This is a genomic window from Haladaptatus sp. QDMS2 (genome assembly GCF_029338295.1).
Lineage (GTDB): Archaea > Halobacteriota > Halobacteria > Halobacteriales > Halococcaceae > QDMS2.
Window position 1 is genome coordinate 1096156 of the sequence record NZ_CP119791.1, and the last position, 26384, is coordinate 1122539.

The following is a 26384-nucleotide window of genomic DNA, read 5'->3' on the forward strand; positions in this document are numbered from 1 at the left end:
CGTCTGGGTTACCCAGTCATCGGGCGTCCGGGCACGCCGACATCGAGTTTTGCCAATCCTGGCTTCTGATTCTCCGGCGTGAGGAACGCGAAGTTCGTGATGAACAGCGATTTCTGGTCACCACCGGTCGTCCCGAAGGCCACGTCAGAGGGCCCGTCGAGCCCGTCCTCGGCAGTCGCCAGCGTATCGACGCTCCGGTCACGATTCACCCGGACGACGGTATTCTGACCGATTACTGCGACGTAGAAGTTGCCCCGATTGTCGAGGGTAATTCCGTCGCCGCCAACCAGCTGTGGGTCTTGGGCGTACACCTCGGGCGTCCCCGCGCTGCCGTCCCGGTTGACCGGAATTCTGGCGAGGTAATCTCGCTCCGTGACGACGACGTAGATAGCGCTATCCCGGCAACTGACGAGGCCGTTGGCTCCGAGCGGGAACCCGAAGTCGAAATCGCCCGTACCCGTGAGGAGGTCTGAGACGACCCATGGGGTGGCATTCCCCTCCGTGACGTACCAGATTGCCCCAGCAGTGGTGTCGGAGACGAGGAACCCGTCTCTGAACGGCGTCAGGTCGTTCGGGAACGTGTCGGTTGGAAGCGCGGCATAGAGCGACTTCGTCCCGTCGCGTTCCACCTGCCAGATGCCGTGCGTGTCGGCTGAGTCGTCACCCTCGCCGACGCCGGTCAACAGACACAGGTGGACGGTTCCCCGAGCGTTCACGTTCACCCCGAGGATACCGAACTGGTCGCCGACCTCGAACGAGGCGAGTACCTCAGGTGTGTCGCTTCCTCGTGCAATTTTCCAGAGCTGGCCAATGGTCGCGATGCCGAGATAGATGGTTCCTCGTGGGTCGATTGCGAGGTTCTCCGGGAACTGCCCCTGCGCGGGGTCGAACTCGAAGAGAATCTTGACGTGTTCTGCCGCCTTCGCACTCCCTATCGCCAGGATGAATCCACCCGCGCCAATCGTTTTGAGAACGGTTCTCCGCGTTGTAGCTGCTGTCATTGTATCCCTCACCTCGTGGCCCCAGCGGCCGCACCAATGCTCACCTGCCCGGCGCGATTCTGGCACCTATGCTAGATGTCGGCACTAGACAGTATTGTTATGACAGGAGCACGCGAGAAACAGGCCGTTAATCGCGAGTGACCGGTTTTTCCGACGATTGCGAGTTGTCGGTCAGAAACGGTGAGAACCGTTCTGAAAGCCGTCTAATATCGAGCCAGTCCTCTATCTTGGAATGGCACTCACGAGTGGAAATAGAACCGGAAAACGTCACTTGCCGAACGTTACATGTCGCCCCAGGCGGACATCGCGCGTCCGACCGAGGTGATGTCTGCAATCCAGCGCGTCGCGATGGACTTCTTCAAAACGCGGGCGGCCGGGCCGCCGAACGTGCCGATTGGGACCATCATGACGTTGTGGGCGACGGCGTCGTCGCCGACGGAGACGACCGTCCCCTTGTCTTTGTAGCTCCAGGAGTTGAGGGCCTGCCCGCGCATCGCACGGGCAACGTTCTCGCCGACGACGCCGCCGGCCTGCCAGGCGGCCTGTGCCGTCGGTGGGGCGGGGCGCTCTGAGTTGAGTTGCTCGACGATAGCCGAGTCACCGAGCGCGAACACGCGCTCGTCGGAGGTCTGGAAGGTCGCGTCTGCATTGACGCGGTTGTGGTTCTTCTCGACGTTTGCCACTTCGAGGGCGTCCTGACCCGTGATGCCGCCAGTCCAGACGAACACGTCGAATTCGAGGGGTTCGCCTTCGTCGAAGTAGATGGTGTCCTCCGCGGCTTCCGTGATTGGGTCGTTCGTGAGGATGTTGATGTCGGCATCGAGGAGGCGCTTGCGGAGTGCGCCCTGGACCTCTGGGTCCTGCCCGGGGAAGATTTCCTCCATCGCCTCGACGAGGTAAATCTCGATTGGAGCGCGGTGCATGTCGCGGAACTCCGCGATTTCGCCCGCGGTCTGGATGCCCGACAGGCCTGCGCCGCCGATGACGATTTTCGCGGGGTCGTTGCGGGAGGCTTCGCGGGCGGCCTCCTTGACCTGGTTGTGGATTTCGAGGGCGTCGTCTAAGCCTTTCAGCGTGAGGGAGTTCTCTTCTAAGCCTGGGATGCCGTAGTAGGCCGTCTTCGACCCGAGGGCGACGACGAGGTAGTCGTATTCGACGGTGGAGTCGTCGTCCAGCGTAATCTCTCGGTCGTCTGTGTCTACGGACTCGACTTCAGCCTTGATGAATCGCGTGCGTGGCGATTTGATGTCCGCGACGGGGAGCGAAATCTTGTCTCGGACGCTCGGGTCGCGGATGCAGCGGTGGACCTCGTGGAGGACGAGGTGGTAGTCCTCCTTCGAAATCCACGTGATATCGGCGTTGTCAACCTCGGCTTCCAGGCTCTGAATCGCGGCAGCACCGGCGTATCCTGCGCCGATGACCACGATGTTCTCGGTCATGGTGGCATCTCGGAAGTCCTGCGATACAAAGGCTTTGGAATCGACACGCCGTTGTAGCCGGGTTTCTGCGAATATTGCCACCATGAACCAGGGTGTCACTACTCACTGGTTGGCGAGAAAGCAAGGAGAGAGAGAGAGAGGGTTACTTCTTCGGTTCGCCGACGGGCGCTTTCATGTCGTCGATGGTCAGGATGAGGACGTTGTCCGTGTCGTCCTTTCCGTCCACGACGCCCTCAATGACGAGTTTCGACAGCGGCGTTGGGCCGACGACGACTTCGTCGCCTTCGTGGAACTCGCGGATGGAGCCACGAAGCGAAATCTCCGCGCGGCAGAGTTCGGGGTGGTGGACGCTCGAGAGGTTAATCTGCGTGACGTTCGCGCCCTCTACGGCCTCACCGTTGTGGAACAGGGGGACCTCTGCTGGCTGGTCCATGTCCTGAATTTCGAGTGCCTCGTAGGCGTTGGCCGTCGGCTTGTAGCCGCCCTTCGGGCCAGGGACGCCCTCTACCAGTTGGAGGGCCTTCAGACTCTGCATCTGGTTACGGATAGTGCCCGGATTGCGGTCGACTTCCGCCGCGATGTCTTCGCCTTTTACAGCATCTTCCGTCTCCCGGTGGAGATTGATCAGGGCAGAAAGGATTCGTTTCTGGCTTGGGGTCAGCTCTATCGATGACATAGACGCCTTTCGTGATAGATTTCCTTAAATGCGGCGGATACTCCGTGATAAATCGGCGATTCACGGGTTGGTTTCTCGACAAGAATTGCCTGCAGGCGATGGGATACCAGTCGAGTAACATGCCGTACCGGTACTTCTTTGAGGACACACATATCTAACTTGTATAATGAACGGCAAGCGCGTTCTCGTCACGGGTGGGGCGGGATTTATCGGTTCGAACCTCGCGAATCATCTCGCGAAACACAACGACGTCGTCGCCATCGACGACCTCTATCTCGGTACGCCCGACAATCTGGATGACGCGGTCGAGTTCGTCGAAGCGAGCGCCGTAGACGACGACCTCCCGACCGACGTGGACGTGGTGTTCCACCTCGCCGCACTCTCCTCGTACGCGATGCACGAGGAGGATCCCGTCAAGGGTGCTCGGGTCAACGTCGAAGGCTTCGTGAACACAGTCGACCAGGCGCGAAACGACGGGTGTGACACCGTCGTCTACGCCTCTACGTCCTCCATCTACGGGAACCGAACGGAACCGTCGCCGGAGTCGATGGACGTCACCGCGCGAACCGGCTACGAGGCGTCGAAACTCGCCCGCGAACGCTACGCCGAGTACTTCGATTACCACTACGACATGCACATGGCCGGGATGCGATTTTTCTCGGTCTACCAGGGCTACGGCGGCGCTGAGGAGCACAAAGGCGAGTACGCGAACCTCATCGCCCAGTTCGCAGACGAACTCGCCCACGGAAACGCGCCGGTCATCTACGGCGACGGCACCCAGACGCGAGATTTCACCCACGTAGACGACATCGTCCGCGGTCTCGAACTCGCCGCAGACCACCAGCTCACCGGCATTTACAACCTTGGCACGGGTGAGAGCTACACCATCAATACCCTCGTCTCGAAACTAAACGAGATTCTCGGTACGGACATCGAGCCCGAGTACATCGAGAATCCCATCGGCGAGGACGTGTACGTCCACGACACGATGGCGGACCCATCGAAGATGCGCGAGGCGACGGACTGGGAACCGGCCATCTCCTTCGAAGACGGCCTCCGACTCGTCTGCGAGCAATATCAGTAATCGCGTCCCTTTTTGCACCCGTCCAGAGTAGTTGTCAGTATGCAGCGTACTGCACGACTTATCGGCGTTCCGATGGACCTCGGTGCGGACCGACGCGGGGTTGACATGGGCCCCTCGGCGATTCGCTACGCGGGGCTCGTCTCACGACTCGCAGACATCGACGTCACCTGCACAGACGCCGGTGACATCCTCGTCCCCCACGCACACGTCAGCGACCCGGAAGCGGGCGAACCGCAAAACAGGAAGGCGAAGTATCTAAACGAAACCGCGACGGTCTGTTCACGACTGGCAGAGGAGGTGGCAGAAACCCTTGAAAACGACGAGTTCCCGCTCGTCCTCGGCGGCGACCACTCTATCGCCATCGGGACGATGTCGGGTGCGGCCCGCGAGGCCGAGATCGGCGTCATCTGGTTCGACGCACACGGCGACTTCAACACGCCGTCTACCTCTCCGAGCGGGAACGTCCACGGGATGCCCCTCGCCGCGGTACTCGGGAACGACGAATTCGAAGGGGCAGACTGGGCGCACACGCCGGCGGTCAGCGAGGAGAACATCGTCATTGTCGGTCTTCGGAGCGTAGACGATATGGAGCGAGAAGCCATCCGCGACAGCGAGATTACGGCGTTCACCATGTCCGATATCGACGAACGTGGCGTCTCCTCGGTGGTCGAAGAGGCCCTCGAAATTGCCAGTGACGGCGTCGACGGCGTCCACGTAAGTCTCGACATGGACTGGCTCGACCCGAAGGAAGCACCCGGCGTCGGCACGCCCGTTCGTGGCGGCGTAAACTACCGTGAAGCGCACGCTGCCCTCGAGATGGTCGCCGCCCACGACAGGAAAACCGGGTTCATGCGGTCGCTCGAAATCGTCGAAGTGAATCCGATTTTAGACGAACACAACGAGACAGCAGAACTCGCGACGGAACTCGCCGCGAGTGCCCTCGGAAAAACGACGCTGTAACGTTAGCTTCGTTTTGCACCCCACTCCTGGCGCGTTTGTGCCTCGTCGGCGTAGCGCTGCAGTGGGTGTTTTGCCGCATCTGGGACGTATTCGGGGAGGAATACGACCTTCTCATTTCCAACCTGGATTCGGTTGATGTTCGACTGGTCTTCCATCTTCGTGAGGAGTCGGCTAACCGACGCTTCAGACCAGCCCGTCGCATCGACAATCTGTTGCTGGCGCATTCGGCCATCGTACTCGCCGAGGAGTTCGATGAGAAGTTCCATCGGCGTCAACCCGGTTTCGAGGACGATGTCAGCTTTGGACTTCGATTCGGCCGATTGCAACTGGTCCAGGGGCGATTCGTCGGCGCGGGGACCTGATTCGGTGGGTTCGTCACGACCACTCGCGTCGTCACTGCCCGAATCATCCTCACCGACGGGCATTTCGATGAAATCCTCTAGAACGTTGTTAAGGTCTCCCCAGAGGTCCTTAAACCGGTCCTTGTCCAGTGGCATTTTCATTACGTAGGTACGATTGCCAGAGACCGTACACCGGCGTCGGTCAGGGACTGGCGCATACTGGCGGTACCTTGAACAGTTCGTCGCAGTCCTACTACAAAAATCAAATGGGTTGCACCTTATCTGACCAACGAATGCGCCGCTGTCTGCCGTATTTCAGCAAATTGGTTAAAAACTATCTCGCAAGTAAACTAACTAGTTAGGGAGCGTGGTCGGTCAATCGCCGAGGTCCAGTAACGACGCGGCCTGCTCCATATCCTTGTCACCGCGTCCACTCAGGTTGACGACGATGGTGTCGTGGTTCTGTGCAACCTGTTTTGCGAGCGCGATGGCGTGACTGCTCTCCAATGCGGGGATGATCCCTTCTGTCTCACTCAGCGTGCGGAACGCGTCGATGGCCTCGTCGTCGGTGATGGCGCGGTACTCACACCGCCCGACCGCGCGGAACATCGCGTGCTCCGGGCCGACGCCGGGGTAATCCAGCCCCGCGGAGACGGAGTGGACCTCCACGTCATCGTCGATGACGCGGGTCGCCATTCCGTGGATGACGCCGTCTTTCCCCGACGCGAGTGGCGCGGCGTGGCGTTTCGAGTCGCCGCCCTCACCGCCACCCTCGCCGCCGTAGAATTTCACGTCATCGTCACGGAACGCGTGGAACAACCCAATCGCGTTTGACCCGCCGCCGACGCAGGCGACCGCGGCGTCCGGGAGGCCGCCGGTCTGCTCCTGAATCTGCTCGCGGGCCTCTTCGCCGATGACTGACTGAAACTCCCGCACCATCCGCGGGAAGGGGTCGGGACCGACCGCAGAGCCAACGAGGTAGTGGGTGTCGTCCATGTTGCCCGCGAAGTCTTCGAGCGCGGCGTCCACCGCGTCGGCGAGGCCTTTCCCACCTCTGGTGACCTCGTTCACCGTCGCGCCCATCAACCGCATCCGGAAGACGTTCATCTTCTGGCGCTCGACGTCTTTTTTCCCCATGTAAATCTCCGTGTCGAGGCCGAACAGCGCCCCGACCATCGCCGTCGCGGTGCCGTGCTGGCCCGCGCCCGTCTCCGCGATGAGTCGCGTCTTGCCGGCCTTCTTCGCGAGGAGCGCCTGCCCGAGGGCGTTGTTTATCTTGTGAGCACCCCCGTGGAGCAGGTCCTCACGCTTCAGGTAGATGTCCGCACCGTATTCTGCAGAGAGATTTTCCGCGTAGTAGAGCGGCGTTTCGCGGCCCGCGTACTTCGTCAACAGGTCGCGGAATTCGGCGCGGAACTCCGGGGACTTCGCAATCTCGTCGAATGCCTCCCCGAGTTGTGCGAGTGGCTCTTCGAGCGGTTCCGGGACGTGACGCCCGCCGAACGCGCCGAACGCTCCCTCGTCGTCGCCAGACTGCTGTGACATAGTAGCCTACCGATGTACAACGATGAACAAAAGTGTATTGCAACACCCAGTGGTTTCCGAGTGCTTACTCGGCGTCGTCGGCTGCGTCGTCGTCCTCTTCTGCCGGTCCCTCGCGTGCCTCAGCAGGTGGAATCACGTCCACGCTCACCACTTTGTCGCCCGCCGTGAGGCGCATCACGATGACGCCCATCGTGTTGCGGCCGACTTCGGAGATGTCGGCGACGCGGGTACGCATAATCTGGCCGTCGTCGCTCATCACGACCACGTCGTCGTCGGCGGTGACGGCCTTCACGGCCGTGACCTTCCCGTTTCGCTCGTTGGTCTTGATGTCGATGAGCCCCTTGCCGTAGCGCGACTGGGTGCGGTACTTGCTGATTGGCGTGCGCTTGCCGTAGCCATTTTCGGTAACGGTGAGCAGGTCGGCCGACTCGTCTGCGGCGATGAGTCCAGCGACGGTGTCGCCGTCAGCGAGTTTGATGCCGTTGACACCGCGAGCGGTTCGGCCCATCGCCCGGGCATCGGTCTCCTTGAACCGGATGGACATCCCGCCAGCCGTCGCGATGAGGAGGTCCTGCTTGCCGTCGGTAATCTCCACGTCCACGAGTTCGTCGCCGTCTTCCAAGCGGATGGCGCGAATGCCCGTAGAGAGGATGTTCGTGAAGTTGTTCGCACCCGTCCGTTTGACGTAGCCGTGTTTCGTCGCGAAGGTGAGGAACTCGTCTTCGCTGAAGTCGTCGGTGTTGACGACGGCGGTAATCTCTTCACCGGCGTCGAGTTTGAGCAGGTTGACGGCGGACTTCCCGCGTGCGGTCCGACTGACCTCGGGAATCTCGTAGGTCTTGAGCTGGTAGACCTGCCCGTGGTTCGTAAAGGCGAGTAGGTAGTCGTGGGTGTTCGCCATGAACACCTTGGAGACGCGGTCGCCTTCCTTGAGATTCGTCCCGATGATGCCCTTCCCGCCGCGACCCTGGGCGTCGAAGCGGTCGACGGGCATCCGTTTGACGTAGTCGTCTTCGGTGATGACGACGAGCACGTCCTCCTGTGGGATGAGGTCCTCGTGGGTGACCGTCCCGTAGTCCTCGACGATGGAGGTGCGACGGTCGTCGTCGTACTTGTCCTTGATGTCGAGCAGCTCTCCCTTGATGACCGCGAGGAGTTCGTCCTCGTCTCCGAGAATCGTCTCTAAGCGCTCGATGGTTTCGAGAACGTCCTCGTATTCCGTCTCTATTTCCTGGGCTTCGAGGGAGGTGAGGCTCCCGAGTTGCATCCGGACGATGTGCTCTGATTGTTTCTCAGAGAGGTCGAAGTTCTCCTGCAGGGCGGTTTTCGCCTTGTCCCGGTCCTCGGAGTTGCGGATGGTCTCGACGACTTCTTCGACGTTTTCGAGCGCGATAAGGCGGCCTTCTAAGATGTGGGCGCGTTCCTCTGCCTCGTTCAACTCGAACTCAGAGCGCCGACGCACCACGTCGCGGCGGTGGTCGAGGTAGTGTTCGAGCATCTCCTTCAGCGTCAGGATGCGCGGTTGGCCGTCCACCAGCGCGAGGTTGATGACGCCGAAGGTGGATTCTAGGTGGTGTTCTAACAACTGGTTGCGAACGATGTCCGTGTTCGCGTTGTGCTTCAGTTCGATGACGACGCGGATGCCTTCGCGGTCTGACTCGTCGCGGAGGTCAGAAATCCCGTCGATGGTGCCGTCGTTTACGTTGTCCGCGATGCGCTCGATGAGCCGCGACTTGTTCTCCTGATACGGAATCTCCGTGATGATGATGCGGTCGCGGCTCTTCTCGTTCTCCTCGACTTCGAACTCGGCGCGGACGCGAAGGCGACCCCGGCCCGTCGTGTAGGCGTTGTAGATGCCCTGTCGGCCGACGATGTTCGCTCCCGTCGGGAAGTCGGGCCCCTGGACGTGGTCCATGAGGTCCTCGATTTCCGCGTCGGGATTCTCGATGAGTTCGACGGTTGCGTCTATCACTTCGCCGAGGTTGTGCGGCGGAATGTTCGTGGACATCCCGACGGCGATTCCCGACGACCCGTTGAGCAGGAGGTTCGGAATCGCTGCGGGCAGCACGTCCGGTTCCTGCAAGCGGTCGTCGTAGTTGCCCGAGAAATCGACGGTGTCCTTCTCGATGTCGGCGAGCAGTTCCTCCGCGATGGAACTCATCCGCGCTTCCGTATAGCGCATCGCGGCCGGCGGGTCGCCGTCGATGGAACCGAAGTTACCCTGTCCGTCGATGAGCGGGTAGCGAAGCGAGAAGTCCTGGGCCATGCGCGCGAGGGCGTCGTAGATTGCCGAGTCGCCGTGCGGATGGTAGTTACCCATCGTCTGCCCGACGATGGAGGAGGACTTGCGGTGACTGGAGCCACTCGACAGGCCCATCTCGTGCATCGCGTAGAGGATGCGGCGGTGGACCGGCTTCAGGCCGTCCTCGACGGCGGGAAGCGCCCGACCCACGATGACGCTCATCGCGTAGTCGATGTAGGACTGCTCCATCTCGTCCTCGATGAGGACGGTGGAGTGAATCTCTGCAGGCTCGTCAGAAGGTGCTTCAGAACTCATTTAGATGTCCACCCATTCTGCGTTCTTCGCATGGTCCTGGATGAATTTCTTGCGCGGACCGACGGAGTCGCCCATCAGGACGGAGAACATGCGGTCTGCGGCGGCGGCGTCTTCGATAGTGATGCGTTTGAGAATCCGATGCTCCGGGTTCATCGTCGTCTGCCAGAGTTGTTCGGGGTTCATCTCGCCGAGGCCCTTGAACCGCTGGACGTTCTCGGCTTTCCCGTCACACTTCTCTTCTACGACCCGTTCGCGCTCTTCTTCGGTCATCACGTCGTACGTGTTGCCCTTGTACCGGATGCGGTAGAGCGGTGGTTGTGCGGCGTAGACGTAGCCCGCCTCGATGAGCGGCTTCATGTGCCGGTAGAGGAACGTGAGCAGGAGCGTCCGAATGTGCGCCCCGTCCACGTCCGCGTCGGTCATCATGATGATTTTGTGGTAGCGAGCCTTGTCGAGGTCGAACTCGTCACCGATGCCCGTCCCGATGGCGGTAATCAGCGCACGAATCTCGTTGTTCTCTAAGATGCGGTCGAGGCGGTGTTTCTCGACGTTGATAATCTTCCCGCGCAGCGGGAGGATGGCCTGGAACTCTGGGTTGCGGCCCTGCTTCGCCGAGCCACCTGCGGAGTCACCCTCCACCACGAACAGTTCTGACTTCTTCGGGTCGCGCGATTGGCAGTCGGCGAGTTTGCCCGGCAGCGACCCGGAGCCGAGTGCGTTCTTGCGGCGGGTGAGCTCTTCTGCCTTCTTCGCGGCCATCCGGGCTTTCGCGGCTTCGACGGCCTTCATCACGATAGCCTGTGCCGTGTCCGGATTTTCCTCGAAGAACGTCGAGAGTTTCTCGTGGGTGATGGACTCGACGATACCGCGGACCTCACTGTTGCCGAGTTTCGTCTTCGTTTGCCCCTCGAACTGCGGGTCGGGGTGTTTGACGCTGATGACGGCGGTGATACCCTCGCGGATGTCGCTGCCCTTCAGATTGTTATCGAGGTCGGAGATGAGGTTGTTCTTGGTCGCGTAGTCGTTCACGACGCGCGTGAGCGCCGTCTTGAACCCGGTGAGGTGGGTTCCGCCCTCGCGCGTGTTGATGTTGTTGGCGAACGCGTGAATGGACTCCTGGAGTTCCTCTGTACCCTGAACGGCAATCTCGACGTGAATGCCGTTCTGTTCGTCCTGATAGTAGATGACGTCGTTGTGGAGGTTGGTTTTCGTCTCGTTTAAGTACTCGACGAATTCGCGGATGCCACCCTCGAACATGAACGTCTCCGTACGTCCATCCTCGCGCTGGTCGACGAGCGTGATTTTGACGCCGGAGTTCAGGAATGCGAGTTCTCGGAGGCGATTTTCGAGCGTCGAGTAGTTGTACTCGTTCGTCTCGAAAATCTCGGAGTCCGGCCAGAACTGGATGGTGGTCCCCGTCTCCTCGTCCGGTTCCATGTCGCGGACGCGTTCGAGTTCCTCGACGGGCGCACCTCGCTCGTAACGCTGGCTCCAGACCGCTCCGTCGCGTTTAACTTCGACTTCGAGCGCCTCTGAAAGCGCGTTCACCACGCTCACACCGACGCCGTGCAGGCCGCCGGACACCTGGTAGGACTTGTTGTCGAACTTGCCACCAGCGTGAAGCACCGTCATGATGACTTCCAGTGCTGGACGGTCGTACTCTGCATGCGTATCGACGGGGATACCGCGTCCGTCGTCAGAGACGCTTACGGAGTTGTCTTCGTGGATGGTTACTTCGATGGTGTCACAGTACCCGGCCAGTGCTTCGTCGATAGAGTTGTCGACGACTTCGTAGACCAGGTGATGTAACCCACGAGCATCTGTCGAACCGATGTACATCGCCGGCCGTTTTTGAACGGCTTCGAGGCCCTCGAGGACCTGAATTTGGCCGGCGCCGTACTCGCCTTCATCGGACATTAGAATCTGTTTCTCGATTGGGATGGAGGGGACATAAACCCCACGCACGCGCGCAGGCGTGAAAGTAAGTTTCGTCGGTCGGTTTTGCACCTAATCTGTCACGAAATTAATCGACCTGTTAGGGGGGCAACACCTGTTCACTTTCACTCTACTATCGCGGGCGTTTTAATGCCCCCACGTCAATCTACCAGTCAATGACCTCGTTCCAATCGACGCTCGGCGAGGGCGAGGGGATCGCAGAGGAGCTGGCCCAGAGTCAGCGCGAGATCTCCATCGCCGAGTTCTTCGAGAAGAACAAGCATATGCTCGGGTTCGACAGCGGTGCCCGCGGTCTGGTCACTGCTGTCAAGGAGGCTGTCGACAACGCCCTCGACGCCACCGAGGAGGCCGGAATCCTTCCCGACATCTACGTAGAGATTGCAGAAGTCGGCGACTACTATCGCCTCATCATCGAGGACAACGGGCCCGGCATCACGGGCGAGCAGATTCCGAAAGTGTTCGGGAAACTGCTCTATGGCTCTCGCTTCCACAAACGCGAGCAATCGCTGACACCGAGTCAACGAATCCTCGTCAACCGAGACGGGACTATCGAGTTCATCCCCATCGGAGTGCTATGTGATGCCTACCTCCCACAGGAAGGAGCAGAGACTGTCCCAGTCTCAGACGACATCACGGTGCCATCGTTCACTCGTGATGATCACACCCTGTCGTGGCAGCCGATAACCCATGTGATTCGACACGAAACTACCGAACAAACCTACAAAATCACGACCGAGAAGGGGCGGACTGTCGAGGTCACGGGGAACCACAGCGTGTTTAGTGTGACTAAGGACGGTAACACGAAGGAGGTGAAAGCCAGCGAACTTGACGCGAGCGACACCATTCTCGCTCCCCGAAAGCTCCCCCGGTTCGGCGAAACTGTCGAGGAAGTGAATCTCCTTGAACACATCACCCGAGAACAGCTCACGGGCCGGAATCTCTACGTCTATGGCTTCGACGAAGAGACCTTACAGGAGCTTCAGACTGGGGATACCGTTCGGCGCAAACCGTCCTCTGACAGTTCTCGAAAGCGGTACTACTACCAGTACAACGGCGTCGAAATTCTCAAAGACAGTCTGGACCAAAACTACATCAGAAAGGGCTATCTGCCAGCTGAAAAAGTGCTTGAGTTAGGGTGGGAACACCGAGCTAGCGACTGTGAACTCAAAACGTACAAAGTCGGTGGGAAAGAGACAACCATTCCGGTGACGATTTCTGTTGACGACGCGTTCGTTGAGTTACTCGCGTACTACATCTCCGAGGGACACGTCGGCCCACGGCAGGTCGGGTTCACGTTCGGTTCGCACGAATCGGAACTGATTCAGCGTACGGAACGAGCAGTTGCAGGACTCACTGGTTCTGCTACGACAGTCGAACGAGAACGAAATTCCACGCGCGTGAAGGCGTTTGGCTCCCCACTCTCGATGTTCTTGCAGGCTGTCTGTGGAGACTCCTCCGCAAGTAAGCGCATCCCTGATTTCGTTTTCCACCTGTCTCCAGAACTTCAACAGCGGTTCATCGCCGCGCTATACGAAGGAGATGGCTCTGACTCCCACCCGGCAGATGAACTCTCACACACGACGACGAGTGAGACACTTGCGCGCCAGCTCTCGGTCCTTTGGAACATGCAAGGGGTAATTGCGAGTTCTGAAACTGTCGAAAACCACCATGGGTACGCCGATGAACCGGCCACGGTGTATCGAACGAAAGTCTACGGAGGGGATGTGAATCTCTCTTCCGTGTTTTCGGAAAAGAAACGAACGGGCGAACAACAATACAAGCGGCTTCCTGTTTCGCTCTTAGCTGACCTTCAGGTCGGACCCGTCACTTCACAAACCGTTCCGGATACCATTCCTGGACTCCTGATGGGTGCAGGTGTGGGCTCAAGCATCGAACACGCAGAAGTGTATCAGGCACTCATCGAAAAGGCGCGTTCGGGCGAATATGTGGATAAGCCACGGTACGTCCACAATCTGAAACAAAAAGGACTGCTCGACGAGGAACATAACCCGACTGCACAGCTAGAAGCGCTCTGGGGGACGATTCAGAACCTCCACGGATTCACTGAGACAGATATGTGTCTGCTCCCGGTGAAATCGGTCGAAAAAACTGAGCCACCAGCGTATGTATACGATATCTCGGTCCCTGGAGTAAGTGGCCACGACGAGAACTTCGTCGTCGCAAACGATGGTGCATTGAGCGTGAAGAACAGTCGCGGGCAGCAGGGTATCGGTATCTCCGCGGCCGTCCTCTACTCGCAACTGACCTCCGGGAAACCCGCGAAAATCACGAGTCGGACGAAGGGGAGTGCCGAGGCGAAGTACTTCGAACTCATCATCGACACCGACACGAACGAACCGGAGATTCAGACCGAACGCACCACGACGTGGGACCGGCCACACGGGACGCGCATCGAACTCGAGATGGAGGCGAACATGCGAGCGCGGGCCAACCTCCACAGCTACATCAAGCACACGGCGGTCGTGAACCCCCACGCCCGCATCGAGATGCGCGAACCCGAGGAGTCGTTCAAGTTCGAACGTGCCACTGACCAGTTGCCCGCAGAGACCGAAGAGATTCGACCCCACCCACACGGCGTGGAACTCGGGACGCTGCTCAAGATGCTCGACAACACCGCTTCTCACTCCGTCTCCGGGTTCCTCCAGGAGGAGTTCACCCGTGTCGGGAAAAAGACCACAGAGAGCATTCTCGCGAATTTCAGCGACCGCCATTTCGGCCGCGAGATGGCGTGGACGCCGCCACAGGCCCACGAACAGGAAACTCTTCACACTGCCATCGAGGAGGCCGTCGTCAACAAAGGCGAAACACCGACCGACTCGTTCGCCACAGAGGTGACGAAGCGAATCTGCGCGATGGACCGCGTCTCCTACTCGAATCTCGTGCGAGTCGTCGGCGACGTGGCCGACGAGACGGAGAACACCTTCGACCCCACATTCGGCAAAACGGTTCGCAAGAACGCCGTCGCCGCGGCGTGGGACGTTCTCACCGAGAATCGCGCTGCAGACCTCTACGGCCTCGTCGACGAGGCGACGACCAGTCGCAAGGACGACGCCGTCGTGCAGACACTCGCAGAGCGCATCGCGGCCAAGTTCGAAGCCGACGACAACGAACGGGACCGCGCGACGTTGAAAACGCTCAAATCCTACGTCGACCGGGCGGCGGACATGACCAAAGAGCGCGAAGACGCGACCGTCGGCGAGACGGCCCGCACCAACATCGTCGAGTCACTCTGGCGGGTGATGAAGCCGGTTCAGGACGACTTACCGAGCGTCAAAGAAGTCGCCGGCAACCGCGATTTCGCCAGTGAACTGCTCGAAGGGATGCGCGAAGCAGACATCATGTCCCCACCGACGACGTGTCTCTCGCCCATCACCGACGATCTGGTGCTTGCCGGACTCAAAAAGGAGTTCGAGGCCGACTTCTACTCTGCGGCGACCCGTGACGCGGATGTCCACGGCGGCGACCCGTTCATCGTCGAGGCCGGTATCGCCTACGGCGGGAACCTGCCCGCCGAGGGAACCGTCGAACTGCTTCGGTTCGCCAACCGCGTCCCGCTGGTCTACCAGCAGGGAGCGTGTACGATTACGGAAGTGACGAAATCCATTGGCTGGCGCAACTACGGCTTGGACCAGCCGGGCGGCAGCGGCCTGCCGAAAGGCCCCGCCGTCATCATGGTGCACGTCGCCTCCACGAACGTGCCGTTCACGAGCGAGTCGAAGGACGCACTCGCGAACGTGCCCGAGATTCACGACGAAATCGAACTCGCCATCCGCGAGGCGGCCCGCGAACTCAAATCCTACCTCAAAAAGCGTCGGTCGCTCCAGAAGCGCCAGCGCAAGCAGGACGTTCTCGCCAGCATCCTCCCGAAGATGGCGACGAAACTCTCCGACGTGACGGGACGCCCGCAACTGGTCATCGACGATTCGATGGCCCGCATCATGAACAACGTCCTCGTCGAGCGGTCGGTCGAAGACGGGACGGTCGAAGTGGTCGTCGAGAACCACTCGAACGTGAACGCGAACCTGGAGATAACGGACATCGTGAACGCAGAACCCACGAACGTCTCGAAAGGCGCGACCGTCATCGAGATGGACGGCGAGTGGTTCGTAAAGTGGGCCCCGGAGGTGAGCGCCGGCGACGACGCCGTGCTCAAATACACGGTGGCCGACGAAGACGCATCGTTCGACCTCAACGTGACCGGGGTCGAGAATGAACGACTAACTGTAAACGCATGAGCCCGAGCAAAAACGACGACGTGGCCCGCGAGCAACTCATCGACCTCGCTGCATCGTTCTACGACCAGTTCGCCGGGGGCGACATCCCGAAGATGAAGATCCCGACGCGGACCAAGAGCAACATCATCTACGACGAGGAGATGGGCGTCTGGGTGTACGGCGACCGAACCAGCACCCGAAGCGCCAACAGCGTCCGCGGCGCGCGCAAACTCCTCAAGGCGGTCTACACCATCGACTTCCTCGCAAAACAGCTCGAAGAAGACCGTTCTTCGACCCTTCGTGAGTTGTACTACCTCTCTGAATCGTGGAACGAGGAGGAAGCCCAGTTCTCGAATCAGGACGAATCGAACCAACTCATTGAGGACTTAGAAATCGTCTCGAACGTCACCCGCGAGGACTTCCACATGCGCCCGGAAGAGTCGGGTGCGACCCTCATGGGACCGCTGTTCCTCCGCGAACAAACCCGCCGCGGCGAACGCGACATCCACTGTCAGGAGGACGTGGGCGAAGGTGGCTACCAGATTCCGAACAACCCGGACACCATCGAGTTCCTCGACCACGACGCCGACTTCATCCTCTGCGTGGAGACCGGTGGTATGCGCGACCGGCTCGTCGAGAACGGCTTCGACGAGAAGTACAACGTCATCGTCGTCCACCTGAAGGGCCAGCCCGCCCGGGCGACCCGGCGCATCACCAAACGCCTGCACAACGAACTGGACCTGCCCGTCGTGGTCTTCACAGACGGCGACCCGTGGTCGTACCGCATCTTTGGCTCCGTCGCGTACGGGTCCATCAAGAGCGCCCATCTCTCTAAGTATCTGGCAACGCCGGACGCACAGTTCATCGGCATCCAGCCAGAGGACATCGTGAAGTACGACCTGCCGACCGACCCGCTCAGCGACTCCGACCGCAACGCCCTCGAAAGCGAACTGGACGACCCGCGATTCCAGTCTGAGTACTGGACCGAGCAAATCGAACTCCAGCTCGATATCGACAAGAAGGCAGAACAGCAGGCACTCGCGGCCCGTGGTCTCGACTTCGTGACCGACACCTACCTGCCAGAACGCCTCGAAGCGATGGGCATCATCTAAGGTCGGTCGCGTTTTCCGTCCGCATTCACCGTCGTCGCGTAGAGTGGCAACGCCGGAATCACCGTCCGAACCGGGCCGGTGTTGAACGACGCGAAGAGGTCCTGTACGTCCTCGATTGTCGCGTTCGAGAATCCCACATCGCTCAACACCGACGCGCTGAGTTGAGGTTGGTAGGCCACTCGCTCGACGAATTCTGTCTTCAGTCGCTCGCTCGAAGAAACAGCGGCCTCGAATTCGGCACTCTCGAACACCGGTTCGAGGTCACGCCACACCGTATCCAGATACGACGGCCACTGGCCGAGACACCGATAGATGCTCGGCAGACCGCCGCTGAAGCCGTGAAACTCGGTCAGGCCGTCGATGGCCGACTGGGCGTCGTTGGGGACGTATCCTTGGGGGAGCATCGTCGGAGCCAGCCCCCTGTCGCGGTCGAGGGCGTCGGGAAACGGAGCACAGGCCGCCTCCTGCTTGTCGGAATTCGTCCCCACGCCACCGCCGTTTAGCCCCCGGTCCACGAGTTCAAATAGGATGGCGAGGCGAGGTGCGACTATGTCGAACGTTGCGACCTGCCCCTGCAACTCCCGAAACTCGGCGGGCGTAAGCCCCACATCTGCCGGCCCGTACCCGGGGAGTTCGTGCCCAGATTCGACTTCCGAGAGGACGGTGTCTCGGTACGCGACGGTGAATTCGGCGAACGCTTCCGTCTCGAAAACGGGCTTCACCTGCCCCCAGGCGTACCGTAAAAATTCGGGTTCGTTCGCCATCGTCGTCCGAAAAATCCAGTTGACGAGCGGCGCGCGGAAGGTGGTCCTGATGTCTTGATACAGCCCTCGTTGCCACCCCGTCGCATCCGCCTCGTACACCTGCGCAGTGGTGTCCATACCTGAGACACGTCCCAGACTGGGATAGTCGTTCCCGCCTCAGCGTTCGTCTAGCACGACCGGAACGCTCCGGGAGGCAACGTCCGCGGCGAAGGCCTGCCCATCCGCCTCGAGTGCCTCGAAGGTGTTGTAGTGAATCGGGCAGACGAGGTCCGGGTCCATGGCTTCTGCGAGGTCTGCGGCTTCGTGGCGGTCCATCGTGTAACTCCCGCCAATTGGGGGCATGAACAGTGACACGTCGAGTTGCTCGTGGCCCTCCAGTACGTCCGTGTCGCCCGGCCAGAACACGTTCACGCCGTTGAGGGTGACGAGGTAGCCGACGCCGGTGCCCTCCTTGTGGAACGGTTCGCCACTCGACTTCGTGTGCGGGCCGTCCGGTTCGTTGTACGCGGCGAACGAGCGGATGATGACGTCACCGACGGCGATGTCGACCTCGTCGTCCACCTTCCGGACCTCGTAGGGCAGGCGATTTACGTCCAGCACATCTCGGTCGATGAACCGGTGGTTCACGTTCTCGAAGATGACGACGGTGGCGTCCTCCTTCGCCACGCGCTCGATGCCGTCAGAATCGTAGTGGTGGTTGTGGGTGACGCAAACCACGTCGCCGTCGCGGGCGTTGTAGTCGTCCAGCACGCCGTAGCGACCGGGGTCGAAGTAGACGACGGTGCCGTCCTGAGCTTCGAGCCGGACGGTCGCGTAGCCGAGCCAATCGACGAGTAGGCCATCGTGGCGGAAGGTCATAGCAGAGGGTACGAAAGCGATGACAAAGAAGGTGGCTTAATCAAAAACCCAACAATTGATAGCAGATTAAATTAAATATGAATTATGTATAATGTTTCTCGAAGATTTCTTTTTAAAATGAGTGCCGTTGGCAGCAGTAGTCTCCTTGCTGGGTGCTCATCGATTCTATCGACTGAATTCCCCCTGACCATCGATGTTTACAATTCTGACTCCAGTGCTCACCGGCTCGACATTGAAATTTGGAAAGAAGAAGAAAACGCGCTCGTGAGTACTCCTGTGGTCGATATCGAATCTGGGGCTGTGGGAGATTCAACCCACCAGCAAATTGAAGAAACGATTGAACGAACGCCACATCTGATTCGCGTGAGCCTGAATAATGGTCCCACAGAGCATTTTCACTTCGTCCCTTCGTGTGGTGATTCAGACCGCACACAAGATGGAATACGAATCGGAATCGAACCGCATGATGGTCGTCCAACCCTCTTTTTCGACCAGAGCACCTGTACCGGCTATTGAGATCCCGCAAGCCGCTCCACGCGCTCCAACGAATCCGCATCGTTCACCGTCTTGTCCTCCCGCACGGAGAGGAATCGCGGGAATCTAAGCGCGTACCCGGACGAATAGGTCGGCGAGGTCTGAATCTCCTCGTAGCCCACCTCGAAGACGACCTTCGGCTGGAGGGTTACCTTCTGGCCCTGCTGGGTCTCGATTAGCGGTTCGAGCAGTTCGCTCAATTCGGCCAATTGCTCGTCCGTAATGCCAGTTGCCACCTTCCCAATGGTCTCGAACCCGTCGTCGGTTCGGGCAGAGAGCAGAAACGTGCCGAGGAACTTCGCCCGGCGACCTTCGCCCCACTCTGCGCCGGTTACCACGAGGTCGAGCGTTTCAACGTCCGGCTTGCGCTTGAGCCAGTTCTTCCCGCGACGGCCGGGAGAGTACGTCGAATCAGGGTTCTTGAGCATGATTCCTTCGTGGCCGTCTTCGAGCGCATCTGCTTCGATTTCTGCGATTTCGTCTGCGTCGCCGGTGACCCACAGTTCCGAGACGCCCTCGTCGAGCAGGTCGATGAGCCGCGAGTGGCGTTCGGTGAGTGGCGATTCCAGTAGGTCATCACCGTCTGCGTGGAGGCAATCGAAGGCGTAGAGCGAAAGTTCGACTTCTTCCCGGGCGCGGGCCACGTCGTGCTTGCGTCGGAAGCGTTTGAGGACTTCCTGGAAGGGAAGCGGCCGGCCGTCGTCGCCAATCGCCACGACTTCGCCGTCGAGGATGGCGGGGGCGTCGAGGTGCTCGCGGACGAACTCGACAGTTTCGGGGAGCGGGTCGGTCACGTCCTCCATGTTTCGCGAGAAGATGCTGACGTCCTCGCCGTCTGAGTGAATCTGGACGCGCGCCCCGTCGAATTTGACCTCGACTGCGGCTTCGTCCCACGAGTCGAGGGCGTCTGCGACGGTTCCGGCCTGCGCGAGCATCGCCTGTACGGGCCGCCCGATTTCGAGGGTCATCTCTGCGAGTCCGTCCGCGCCCTCGTCGCGGGCAGTGACGGCGACCAGTCCGTAATCGTTCGAAACTTGCAGGGCGCGTTCGACGGCTTCGGTTTCCAAGTCGAACGCCTGGGCGATGGCGTCCCTGACTGACCCCTCGCCGACGCCAATGCGCATCTCCGAGAGGACGAGACGGGCGAGGTAGCGCGCTTCTTCCGGGTCGGTTCGATTGAATAGACCAAAGAGGATGTCCAGTTTTCGGTCCTGGCTGCCCGACCCGTCCGCGGCGGCGACCCGCCTGAGTTCTTCGTCCACCTCGGCGACGGTGAGCGCTTGCGTGCCGCCGGTTCCGAACGCGGCGAGGCCTTGCTGGCCGCCGAAATTGTAGCTTGCGGCGACCGCGCCGATTTCCCCGAGGTCGGCGAGGCGGTCTTCGACGTCCCCGGCGGAGACGTTCTGCCCCGCCGCACGGGCGATTGCCTCGTAAAGCAGGCGTGGACCGATGTCCAGCGTGGTCGAGTCGTGTGCCGGAAACACTCGCCCCTGGACGAACCGGGCGATGGTGTCGAGGTCTGTGTCGGCGTCGCGAAACAACTCGGTGACGAGGTCAACGATCGCCAGGTCTGCGGGCTCGGCTTCGATGGCGGCGGCGCGGGCGGCGAACGCGGCGAACTCCATTACCTGAGCGTTGTCGCCGTGAGGAATAAACACCCCGAACGAGTGTCGGGGTAATGGTGATATCATATCCGTGTGAATGACTGACTATGGCAATTCCGCCCCCGTCCACTGGTGTGCTCGTGGTGTTCGCGCTCATCGTCGTCACGGTGGTGCTGTTCATTACCGAGCGCCTCCCCGCGGACATCACGGCCATCGCCCTGCTGGTCACGATGGTCGTCCTCCAGCCGTGGACGCAAATCTCCGCACAGGAAGCGATCTCTGGGTTCTCGAACGCGGCGACCATCACCATCGTCGCGATGTACATCCTCAGTGCGGGTATCGAAGAGACTGGCCTCGTCCAGCAACTGGGAAGTCGGGTCGGCGAGTACACCGCCGGCAGTCAAACGAAACTCCTCGCGGCGACCATCGGCCTCACTGGCCCAGTTGCGGGCTTCATCAACAACACGCCGGTCGTGGCCGTGTTCATCCCGATGGTGACCGACCTCGCAGACCAGAGTCGCATCTCGCCGTCGAAACTCCTGATTCCGCTCTCCTACGCCGCGATGCTCGGGGGCACGCTCACGCTCATCGGCACGGCGACCAACATCCTCGCCTCCGACATCTCCGCGGACCTCATCGGCCACCCCTTCTCGATGTTCGAGTTCACGCCCCTCGGCATCCTCGTCCTCCTCGTCGGCGCACTCTACCTGATGACCGTCGGTCAGTACCTCCTGCCAGAGCGCATCCTCGCGGCGGACCTCACCGACGAGTTCGAACTGGAAGACTACCTGGTGAAGGTGACCGTCAGCCAGAACTCCCCGCTCGTCGGCCAGACAATCAGTGACGCGCTTTCAGAGCGCGTCTACGACGTGGACGTCATCCAGATTGTCCGCGGCGAGCGCCTCTACCTCGCCGAAGACACCGACCAGGAAATCGAGGTCAGAGACGTACTCACGGTTCGCGGTGACGAGAATGCCATTAGCGCCTTCGCCGCGGGAGAGTCGCTGCGCATCCTTCGCAAGGCCCCGGTGACGGAACTCGAACTCGCGCCGATGGACGGGCCGGGCACGCTCGTCGAAACCATCATCCCAGCTGAATCCTCGCTCATCGGGCAGAATCTCGCGACGGCCCGACTCCGCGAACGCTACGCGGTGACCGTGCTCGCCATCCGTCGCGGTGAAGAAATCTTCCACGACCACCTCTCGGGGCCGACGCTGCAGGAGGGTGACGGCTTCCTGCTCCACGCGACCGACGAGGCTGTCGAAATCCTCGAAGAACGCGGCGAACTGCTCATCACGGAACTCGCCCACTCCAGTCGCCTCACCGAACCGGAACCGCTTGACCGCAGACAGGTCGGCCTCGCCCTCGGCATCATCGCGGCCGTCGTGGCCGTGGCGGCGTTGAATCTACTCCCCATCGTCATCGCGGCGCTCGGCGGTGTCGTGGCGATGGTCGTGACCGACGTGATTCGCCCCTCGGAGGCGTACGACGCCGTCAACTGGGAGGTCATCTTCCTGCTCGCGGGCATCATCCCGCTCGGACTCGCGATGCAGGAGACGGGCGGGGCGACGTTCCTCGGGAGCATCATCGTCGAGTACGGCGGCGTGTTGCCCGCAATCGTCGTGCTCGCGCTGTTCTACCTCCTGACTGGGCTGCTCGCAGACGTCATCACGCCCGTCGCGAGCGTGGTCCTGACTATGCCAATCGCCGTGGACGCAGCGCTTAGAATTGGCGCGGAACCGTTCGCGTTCGTCCTCGCGGTGACGTTCGCCGCCTCGACGGCGTTCATGACGCCCGTTGGCTACCAGACCAACCTGATGGTGTACTCGCCGGGTGGCTACCGGTTTATTGACTACGTGAAAATCGGCGCTCCCCTGCAGTTGTTGCTCACGGTCGTGACGACGCTCGGAATCGCGGCCCTGTGGGGCGTTTGACAACGCGTACCGAATCGGAACTGTGGCCAAGAGATTTTATAGTATCGACCGCTGAGCCTCGGGCATGGACCTAGACCTTGCTGCGCAGGTCGACGACGTCCTCTCGGTTGACGCGGAAGCGTTCCAGAACCAGGTGGAGGAAGACGCTTCGGTCATCAAGGAGGAAGTCGCAGCAGGCACGTTCGACAATCCGCAAGCCATCATCGGCTTCGAGTACGAGTTCTACGCCGTCGCCGACGAACACGGTCGACACGACGATGGCGGGGGTGGGGGCGCACTCATGCGGGTCCCCCGTCGACTCCTCGAATTCATCGGCTTCGAGAAGGAACTCGGCCTCCACAACGCCGAGATGTCGACGAGCCCACAGCCACTCAACGAGTATGGCCTCGCCGCACAGGAGGCGGAAGTCCGCGCCCGCCTCCAGACCGCCCAGGAGTGCGTCGGCTCCGAAGGGATGCGCCTCGTGAGTGACGGGATGTGGACCATTCCGCCGGAGGGAGAAACGGCCACTGAGTACCTCACGAACAGCATCACCGACGAGAGCATCACCATCGCGACCAACATGTCCGACTCCGTGCGGTATCACGCCATGGCCAACCGCACCGATGGCCTCAATGCAGGAATGCGACTCGACGTGCCACACGTCTCCCTCGAGACGGACACGGTGATGCCGGAGAGCCTCATCACCTCGATTCAGCCCCACTACCAGGTCGCCCAGGCGCGTGACTTGCCCCGCCACTTCCGGTACGCGCTGCGCTTTGCCGGCCCGCTGCTCGCCCTCGGCGTGAACGCTCCATTCTTCCCGGCTGACCTCTACGACGACGACGCGTCGCCAGAGGACATCCTCACCGACGCCTGGATGGAGAACCGAATTAGCGTCTTCGAGACGGCGCTCAACCCGGCCACCGGCGAGAAGGGGAAGGTACGCTTCCCGCGTGACGTAGAGAGCGTAGAGGAGGCTATCGACAACATCGCGGAGGACGCGACGCTCGTCCCGATGCCGGTTTCGGCGTCCGACCGCTTCGACGACAAGTTCGCTCACTTCCGAATGAAACACGGCACGTACTGGCGATGGGTTCGACCGGTCTTCGGCGGCCCAACGCGCTCTGCGGCGAACGCTCGCATCGAATTCCGTCCGATTCCCGCTCAGCCAACCGTCCGCGACTCCATCGCGTTCCAGGCGATGTTCGCCGGCCTGATGGAAAGCCTTCCGCGCCGCGAACACCCGGTCGCCGACTTAGACTGGCAGTTTGCAGAGGAGAACTTCTACGCCGCCGTCCGCGACGGCCTCGACGCCGACCTGCGGTGGATAACGAACGACGGTCGCGAAACCACCCGCACCGACGACATCTACGAGGACATCTTCGCCCACGCCAAAGACGGCCTGAAACTCCGCGGACTCTCCGACGAGGAGGCTGCGAAGTATCTCTGGCCGCTTCGCATGCGAGCACGTCACCGATACACGCCAGCCCAGTGGAAAATCGACGACGTTAGCGAGCGCCTCGACGCTGGCGACTCGTTCGAGGACGCCCTCGCCGGGATGCAACGAAAATACATCCGCAAGCAGTCCGACACGCTCATCGAGGGCACCTTCGCGAAGTGGAGCGAAGGCGAGTAAGGTCAGACCCGGTCTTCTTCGCGTTCCCGCTCGACGAACAGCGCCGCCACGTCCCAGAGCGACGTAATCGGTTGGCGTCGTCGCCGGTCGGTCACCCAGTCGGGACGCCACTCGCCCGCAGCAGTTAGCCGAATTGGGACTGACTTGCCAATGATGTCGCCGACGTCCGCCGGGCTCGCGTCGAGGTACGACAGGAAGCGTTCGAACGACGAGGTTCCGTCGAGCGCGGCAGGCGTCCTGAACCAGAGGTTCGTGACCGTCTCGGTGGGTGTCGGGATGGCGATGACGACCTGAATGCCGGGTATCGGCGGCCCGTGAACGAGCCACTTCTTCGGTCGGCGGGCAGCCTCGAACACGTCGACAATCGTCCCCGAACGGATGTGCCGGGCGCTTTCGAGGAGGTCGAGGCGGTCCTGGAGCCGACTCAGTCGGTCACGCTCTCGCTCGCGCTGGGCGACCGAATGTGTGTGGAGCGCGTAGGCGACGTACGCGACGCTCCCGAAGATTACCGCGAGCGGTATCAGAAATGCCAGTGCGACCAATGCGACTTCGAGACTTACCATGTACTTCTCCCACGCGCCCCGTCTGCGTGAGAGACGTTTGCACCCAACCCAGATAATGATTCGCGGCGCAGTCTGCTGATTTTCTGGATAGTCTCGCGGGGAGGAATACAATTACGCAGCCAGAAACGCAGTTCTCCCGAAGATTCCGTTGTGTTCTCGCGGTGCTGTGTTTAGCTGCCCGTAGGCCACGGGCCGCCCGTGCTGTCCGCGGTGCCCGCGCTGCCCCGTTCAGGCGCACCGCGCCTGAACGGCCTTTTTCATGCAAGTTTTTCAAGGAGCGGTGCGCTTCGCGCACCCGACGCAGAAAAAGTTGCGTTTAGAGGACCTCGTCGAAGTCCTTGTGCCCGTGGATGTCGACGCCCTCCTGGGTAATCTCGGCGATGTAGACGCCGTTGCCGGAGCCGGTGTCGCGTTCGACGGCAGCTTTCACACCTGCTGCGGCGACGCCGATTGCTTCTTCGTTCGAGAGTCCCGGTTCGTAGAGGCGTTCGAGGGTCCCGTAGGCGACGGTCAGACCGGAGCCGGTGACCGTGTAGTCGTCTTTCATGACGCCGCCGGCTGGGTCGATGCTGTAGACGTGGTGGCCTTCGTCGTCGACGCCGCCGAGGATTGGCGTCGTCGGGAGGCCGCGGCACATGTGACCGGCGAGTGTGGAGAGTGCCTGCATCGACATTTCCTCGCCGCGACGCGACTGGTAGAGATTCGCCTCTGCGCGAAGTGCCCGGATGAGCGCCTGCGCACCGCCGACAGAGCCGACGAGCGTGAGTGCCCCCCGTGGGTGAATCTGCTCTACCTTCTGGACGTCTTTGTTGGAGACGAACCGGCCGCCAAGGGAGGCGCGCATGTCGGTTGCAATGATGACGCCGTCTGTCGTCGTGAGGCCGATGGTCGTCGTCCCGGTGCTGTTGACCATGTCGTTGTCGATTTTACTGGCATCGAAATCGGGAACCGGACCGAAGGAGGACGCGTATGGGTTCGTGTCCTGGGGGGCAAAGCGGTCCAGGTTCCGAGAGAACTCCGAGCCAAACATTGGGTCTCGCATTGGTGCTCCGTAGTTGCCGAGTACTGATAAAACCACCTCTTCAGGGTGAAATCACCCGGTGGCTTCCGGTTTAGCGGCGGCGCTCACCGTGAGGGCTATTAAAAAGGCGTCCGGGTCCTTACTCGTCGCTCGTGCTGTCGTAGGCCGCTCCCAGCCGGTCGATGACGCGGTGGATGGGAAGCGGGATGCCCACGCGGCGCGCGGCGAGGGCGAGTGGCAGGAGGAGGATGCCGGTGAAGATACTCAGGTTGTACAGGGCCAACAGACTTGCGCGATACAGGCGGTTCATTTCGTCTTCGGTCGATGGTGCCGATATGGGTGTATATAAACTTTCTCCACGGATTGGAACTGCTTTGTGGGGTGTGTGCACGGGCCACTGGAACGCCTGCATGCGATTCAATCTAACTTGATTTCGAACCAACAAAATTGGGTCACACGACCGAGATTTCTATCGCGGAGTCGTGAGCAATCTCGGCCCTATCCATAAGTTATGAGAATTATCTCGGTAGCGTGCGCGGGCCGCGAGGAAATCATAACCCTTCAAACCCCTCGGGACGGAGT

The 26384-nt window shown here is 60.8% G+C and carries 20 protein-coding genes; 7 read left to right on the top strand and 13 right to left on the bottom strand.

The genetic code is table 11. The annotated features are described in order from the left end of the window. Positions 1-8: 8 nt before the first annotated feature. The 3 genes from P1M51_RS06075 to P1M51_RS06085 all read right to left on the bottom strand — a co-directional run bounded on the left by P1M51_RS06075 (position 9) and on the right by P1M51_RS06085 (position 3116). On the bottom strand, positions 9-1001 hold the full coding sequence (locus P1M51_RS06075) for an SMP-30/gluconolactonase/LRE family protein (RefSeq protein WP_276247289.1): 993 nt from the start codon (positions 999-1001) through the stop codon (positions 9-11). A gap of 281 nt (positions 1002-1282) precedes the next feature. Next, positions 1283-2440 carry an NAD(P)/FAD-dependent oxidoreductase gene (locus P1M51_RS06080; protein WP_276247290.1) on the bottom strand — a complete coding sequence of 386 codons (1158 nt, stop codon included), beginning with the start codon at positions 2438-2440 and terminating at the stop codon, positions 1283-1285. Between the two features lie 142 nt (positions 2441-2582). Next, positions 2583-3116: an Rrf2 family transcriptional regulator gene (locus P1M51_RS06085; RefSeq protein ID WP_276247291.1), complete on the bottom strand. Its 534-nt coding sequence runs from the start codon at positions 3114-3116 to the stop codon at positions 2583-2585. Positions 3117-3282: 166 nt separating this feature from the next. Between P1M51_RS06085 and P1M51_RS06090 the strand changes: the two genes are divergently transcribed. Further along, the gene (locus P1M51_RS06090; protein WP_276247292.1) at positions 3283-4200 is read left to right on the top strand and encodes an NAD-dependent epimerase/dehydratase family protein; all 918 of its coding nucleotides are present in this window, start codon (positions 3283-3285) and stop codon (positions 4198-4200) included. 39 nt (positions 4201-4239) lie between these two features. After that, the gene (gene rocF / locus P1M51_RS06095; RefSeq protein ID WP_276247293.1) at positions 4240-5160 is read left to right on the top strand and encodes an arginase; all 921 of its coding nucleotides are present in this window, start codon (positions 4240-4242) and stop codon (positions 5158-5160) included. A 2-nt stretch (positions 5161-5162) separates the two neighbouring features. On the opposite strand, the gene P1M51_RS06100 is transcribed toward rocF, so the two are convergent. The 4 genes from P1M51_RS06100 to gyrB form a co-directional block, all read right to left on the bottom strand. Then, complete coding sequence (locus tag P1M51_RS06100) at positions 5163-5657, bottom strand: helix-turn-helix domain-containing protein (protein ID WP_276247294.1); 495 nt, start codon at positions 5655-5657, stop codon at positions 5163-5165. A gap of 219 nt (positions 5658-5876) precedes the next feature. Continuing rightward, positions 5877-7046, bottom strand: coding sequence for a tryptophan synthase subunit beta (trpB, locus tag P1M51_RS06105; RefSeq protein WP_276274887.1), 1170 nt, complete (start codon positions 7044-7046; stop codon positions 5877-5879). Between the two features lie 64 nt (positions 7047-7110). Beyond that, on the bottom strand, positions 7111-9603 hold the full coding sequence (gyrA, locus tag P1M51_RS06110; RefSeq protein WP_276247296.1) for a DNA gyrase subunit A: 2493 nt from the start codon (positions 9601-9603) through the stop codon (positions 7111-7113). Then, positions 9604-11520 carry a DNA topoisomerase (ATP-hydrolyzing) subunit B gene (gene gyrB / locus P1M51_RS06115; RefSeq protein WP_276247297.1) on the bottom strand — a complete coding sequence of 639 codons (1917 nt, stop codon included), beginning with the start codon at positions 11518-11520 and terminating at the stop codon, positions 9604-9606. It lies immediately after the preceding gene. Positions 11521-11714: 194 nt separating this feature from the next. On the opposite strand from gyrB, the gene P1M51_RS06120 reads away from it, so the two are divergent. Both P1M51_RS06120 and P1M51_RS06125 read left to right on the top strand, forming a co-directional pair. Continuing rightward, the gene (locus P1M51_RS06120) at positions 11715-15815 is read left to right on the top strand and encodes an ATP-binding protein (RefSeq protein WP_276274888.1); all 4101 of its coding nucleotides are present in this window, start codon (positions 11715-11717) and stop codon (positions 15813-15815) included. Then, positions 15812-16906, top strand: a complete 1095-nt coding sequence (locus tag P1M51_RS06125) for a DNA topoisomerase IV subunit A (RefSeq protein WP_276247299.1) — start codon at positions 15812-15814, stop codon at positions 16904-16906. Before P1M51_RS06120 ends, P1M51_RS06125 begins: the two co-directional genes overlap by 4 nt. Here P1M51_RS06125 and P1M51_RS06130 read toward each other — a convergent pair. Together P1M51_RS06130 and P1M51_RS06135 are read right to left on the bottom strand one after the other, a co-directional pair. Next, positions 16903-17787, bottom strand: coding sequence for a halocarboxylic acid dehydrogenase DehI family protein (locus tag P1M51_RS06130; RefSeq protein WP_276274889.1), 885 nt, complete (start codon positions 17785-17787; stop codon positions 16903-16905). The two genes, P1M51_RS06125 and P1M51_RS06130, sit on opposite strands and share 4 nt — an antisense overlap. A gap of 39 nt (positions 17788-17826) precedes the next feature. After that, positions 17827-18528, bottom strand: coding sequence for an MBL fold metallo-hydrolase (locus P1M51_RS06135; protein WP_276247301.1), 702 nt, complete (start codon positions 18526-18528; stop codon positions 17827-17829). Positions 18529-18645: 117 nt separating this feature from the next. Between P1M51_RS06135 and P1M51_RS06140 the strand changes: the two genes are divergently transcribed. Then, the gene (locus P1M51_RS06140) at positions 18646-19044 is read left to right on the top strand and encodes a hypothetical protein (protein ID WP_276247302.1); all 399 of its coding nucleotides are present in this window, start codon (positions 18646-18648) and stop codon (positions 19042-19044) included. On the opposite strand, the gene ligA is transcribed toward P1M51_RS06140, so the two are convergent. Further along, positions 19038-20687, bottom strand: a complete 1650-nt coding sequence (ligA, locus tag P1M51_RS06145) for an ATP-dependent DNA ligase LigA (protein ID WP_276247303.1) — start codon at positions 20685-20687, stop codon at positions 19038-19040. The genes P1M51_RS06140 and ligA overlap by 7 nt on opposite strands. 86 nt (positions 20688-20773) lie before the next feature. Between ligA and P1M51_RS06150 the strand changes: the two genes are divergently transcribed. Beyond that, a complete protein-coding gene (locus tag P1M51_RS06150) occupies positions 20774-22600 on the top strand; it encodes an SLC13 family permease (protein WP_276247304.1) in 1827 nt (608 codons plus the stop codon). Positions 22601-22664: 64 nt separating this feature from the next. After that, the gene (locus P1M51_RS06155) at positions 22665-24218 is read left to right on the top strand and encodes a hypothetical protein (protein ID WP_276247305.1); all 1554 of its coding nucleotides are present in this window, start codon (positions 22665-22667) and stop codon (positions 24216-24218) included. Between the two features lie 2 nt (positions 24219-24220). Here P1M51_RS06155 and P1M51_RS06160 read toward each other — a convergent pair whose 3' ends face one another. The 3 genes from P1M51_RS06160 to P1M51_RS06170 all read right to left on the bottom strand — a co-directional run bounded on the left by P1M51_RS06160 (position 24221) and on the right by P1M51_RS06170 (position 26112). Beyond that, a complete protein-coding gene (locus P1M51_RS06160) occupies positions 24221-24781 on the bottom strand; it encodes a hypothetical protein (protein ID WP_276274890.1) in 561 nt (186 codons plus the stop codon). Positions 24782-25097: 316 nt separating this feature from the next. Continuing rightward, complete coding sequence (locus tag P1M51_RS06165) at positions 25098-25823, bottom strand: proteasome subunit beta (protein ID WP_369685314.1); 726 nt, start codon at positions 25821-25823, stop codon at positions 25098-25100. 118 nt (positions 25824-25941) lie between these two features. Next, entirely contained in the window at positions 25942-26112 is a 171-nt protein-coding gene (locus tag P1M51_RS06170; protein WP_276247307.1) for a hypothetical protein, read from the bottom strand. Positions 26113-26384 lie beyond the last annotated feature (272 nt).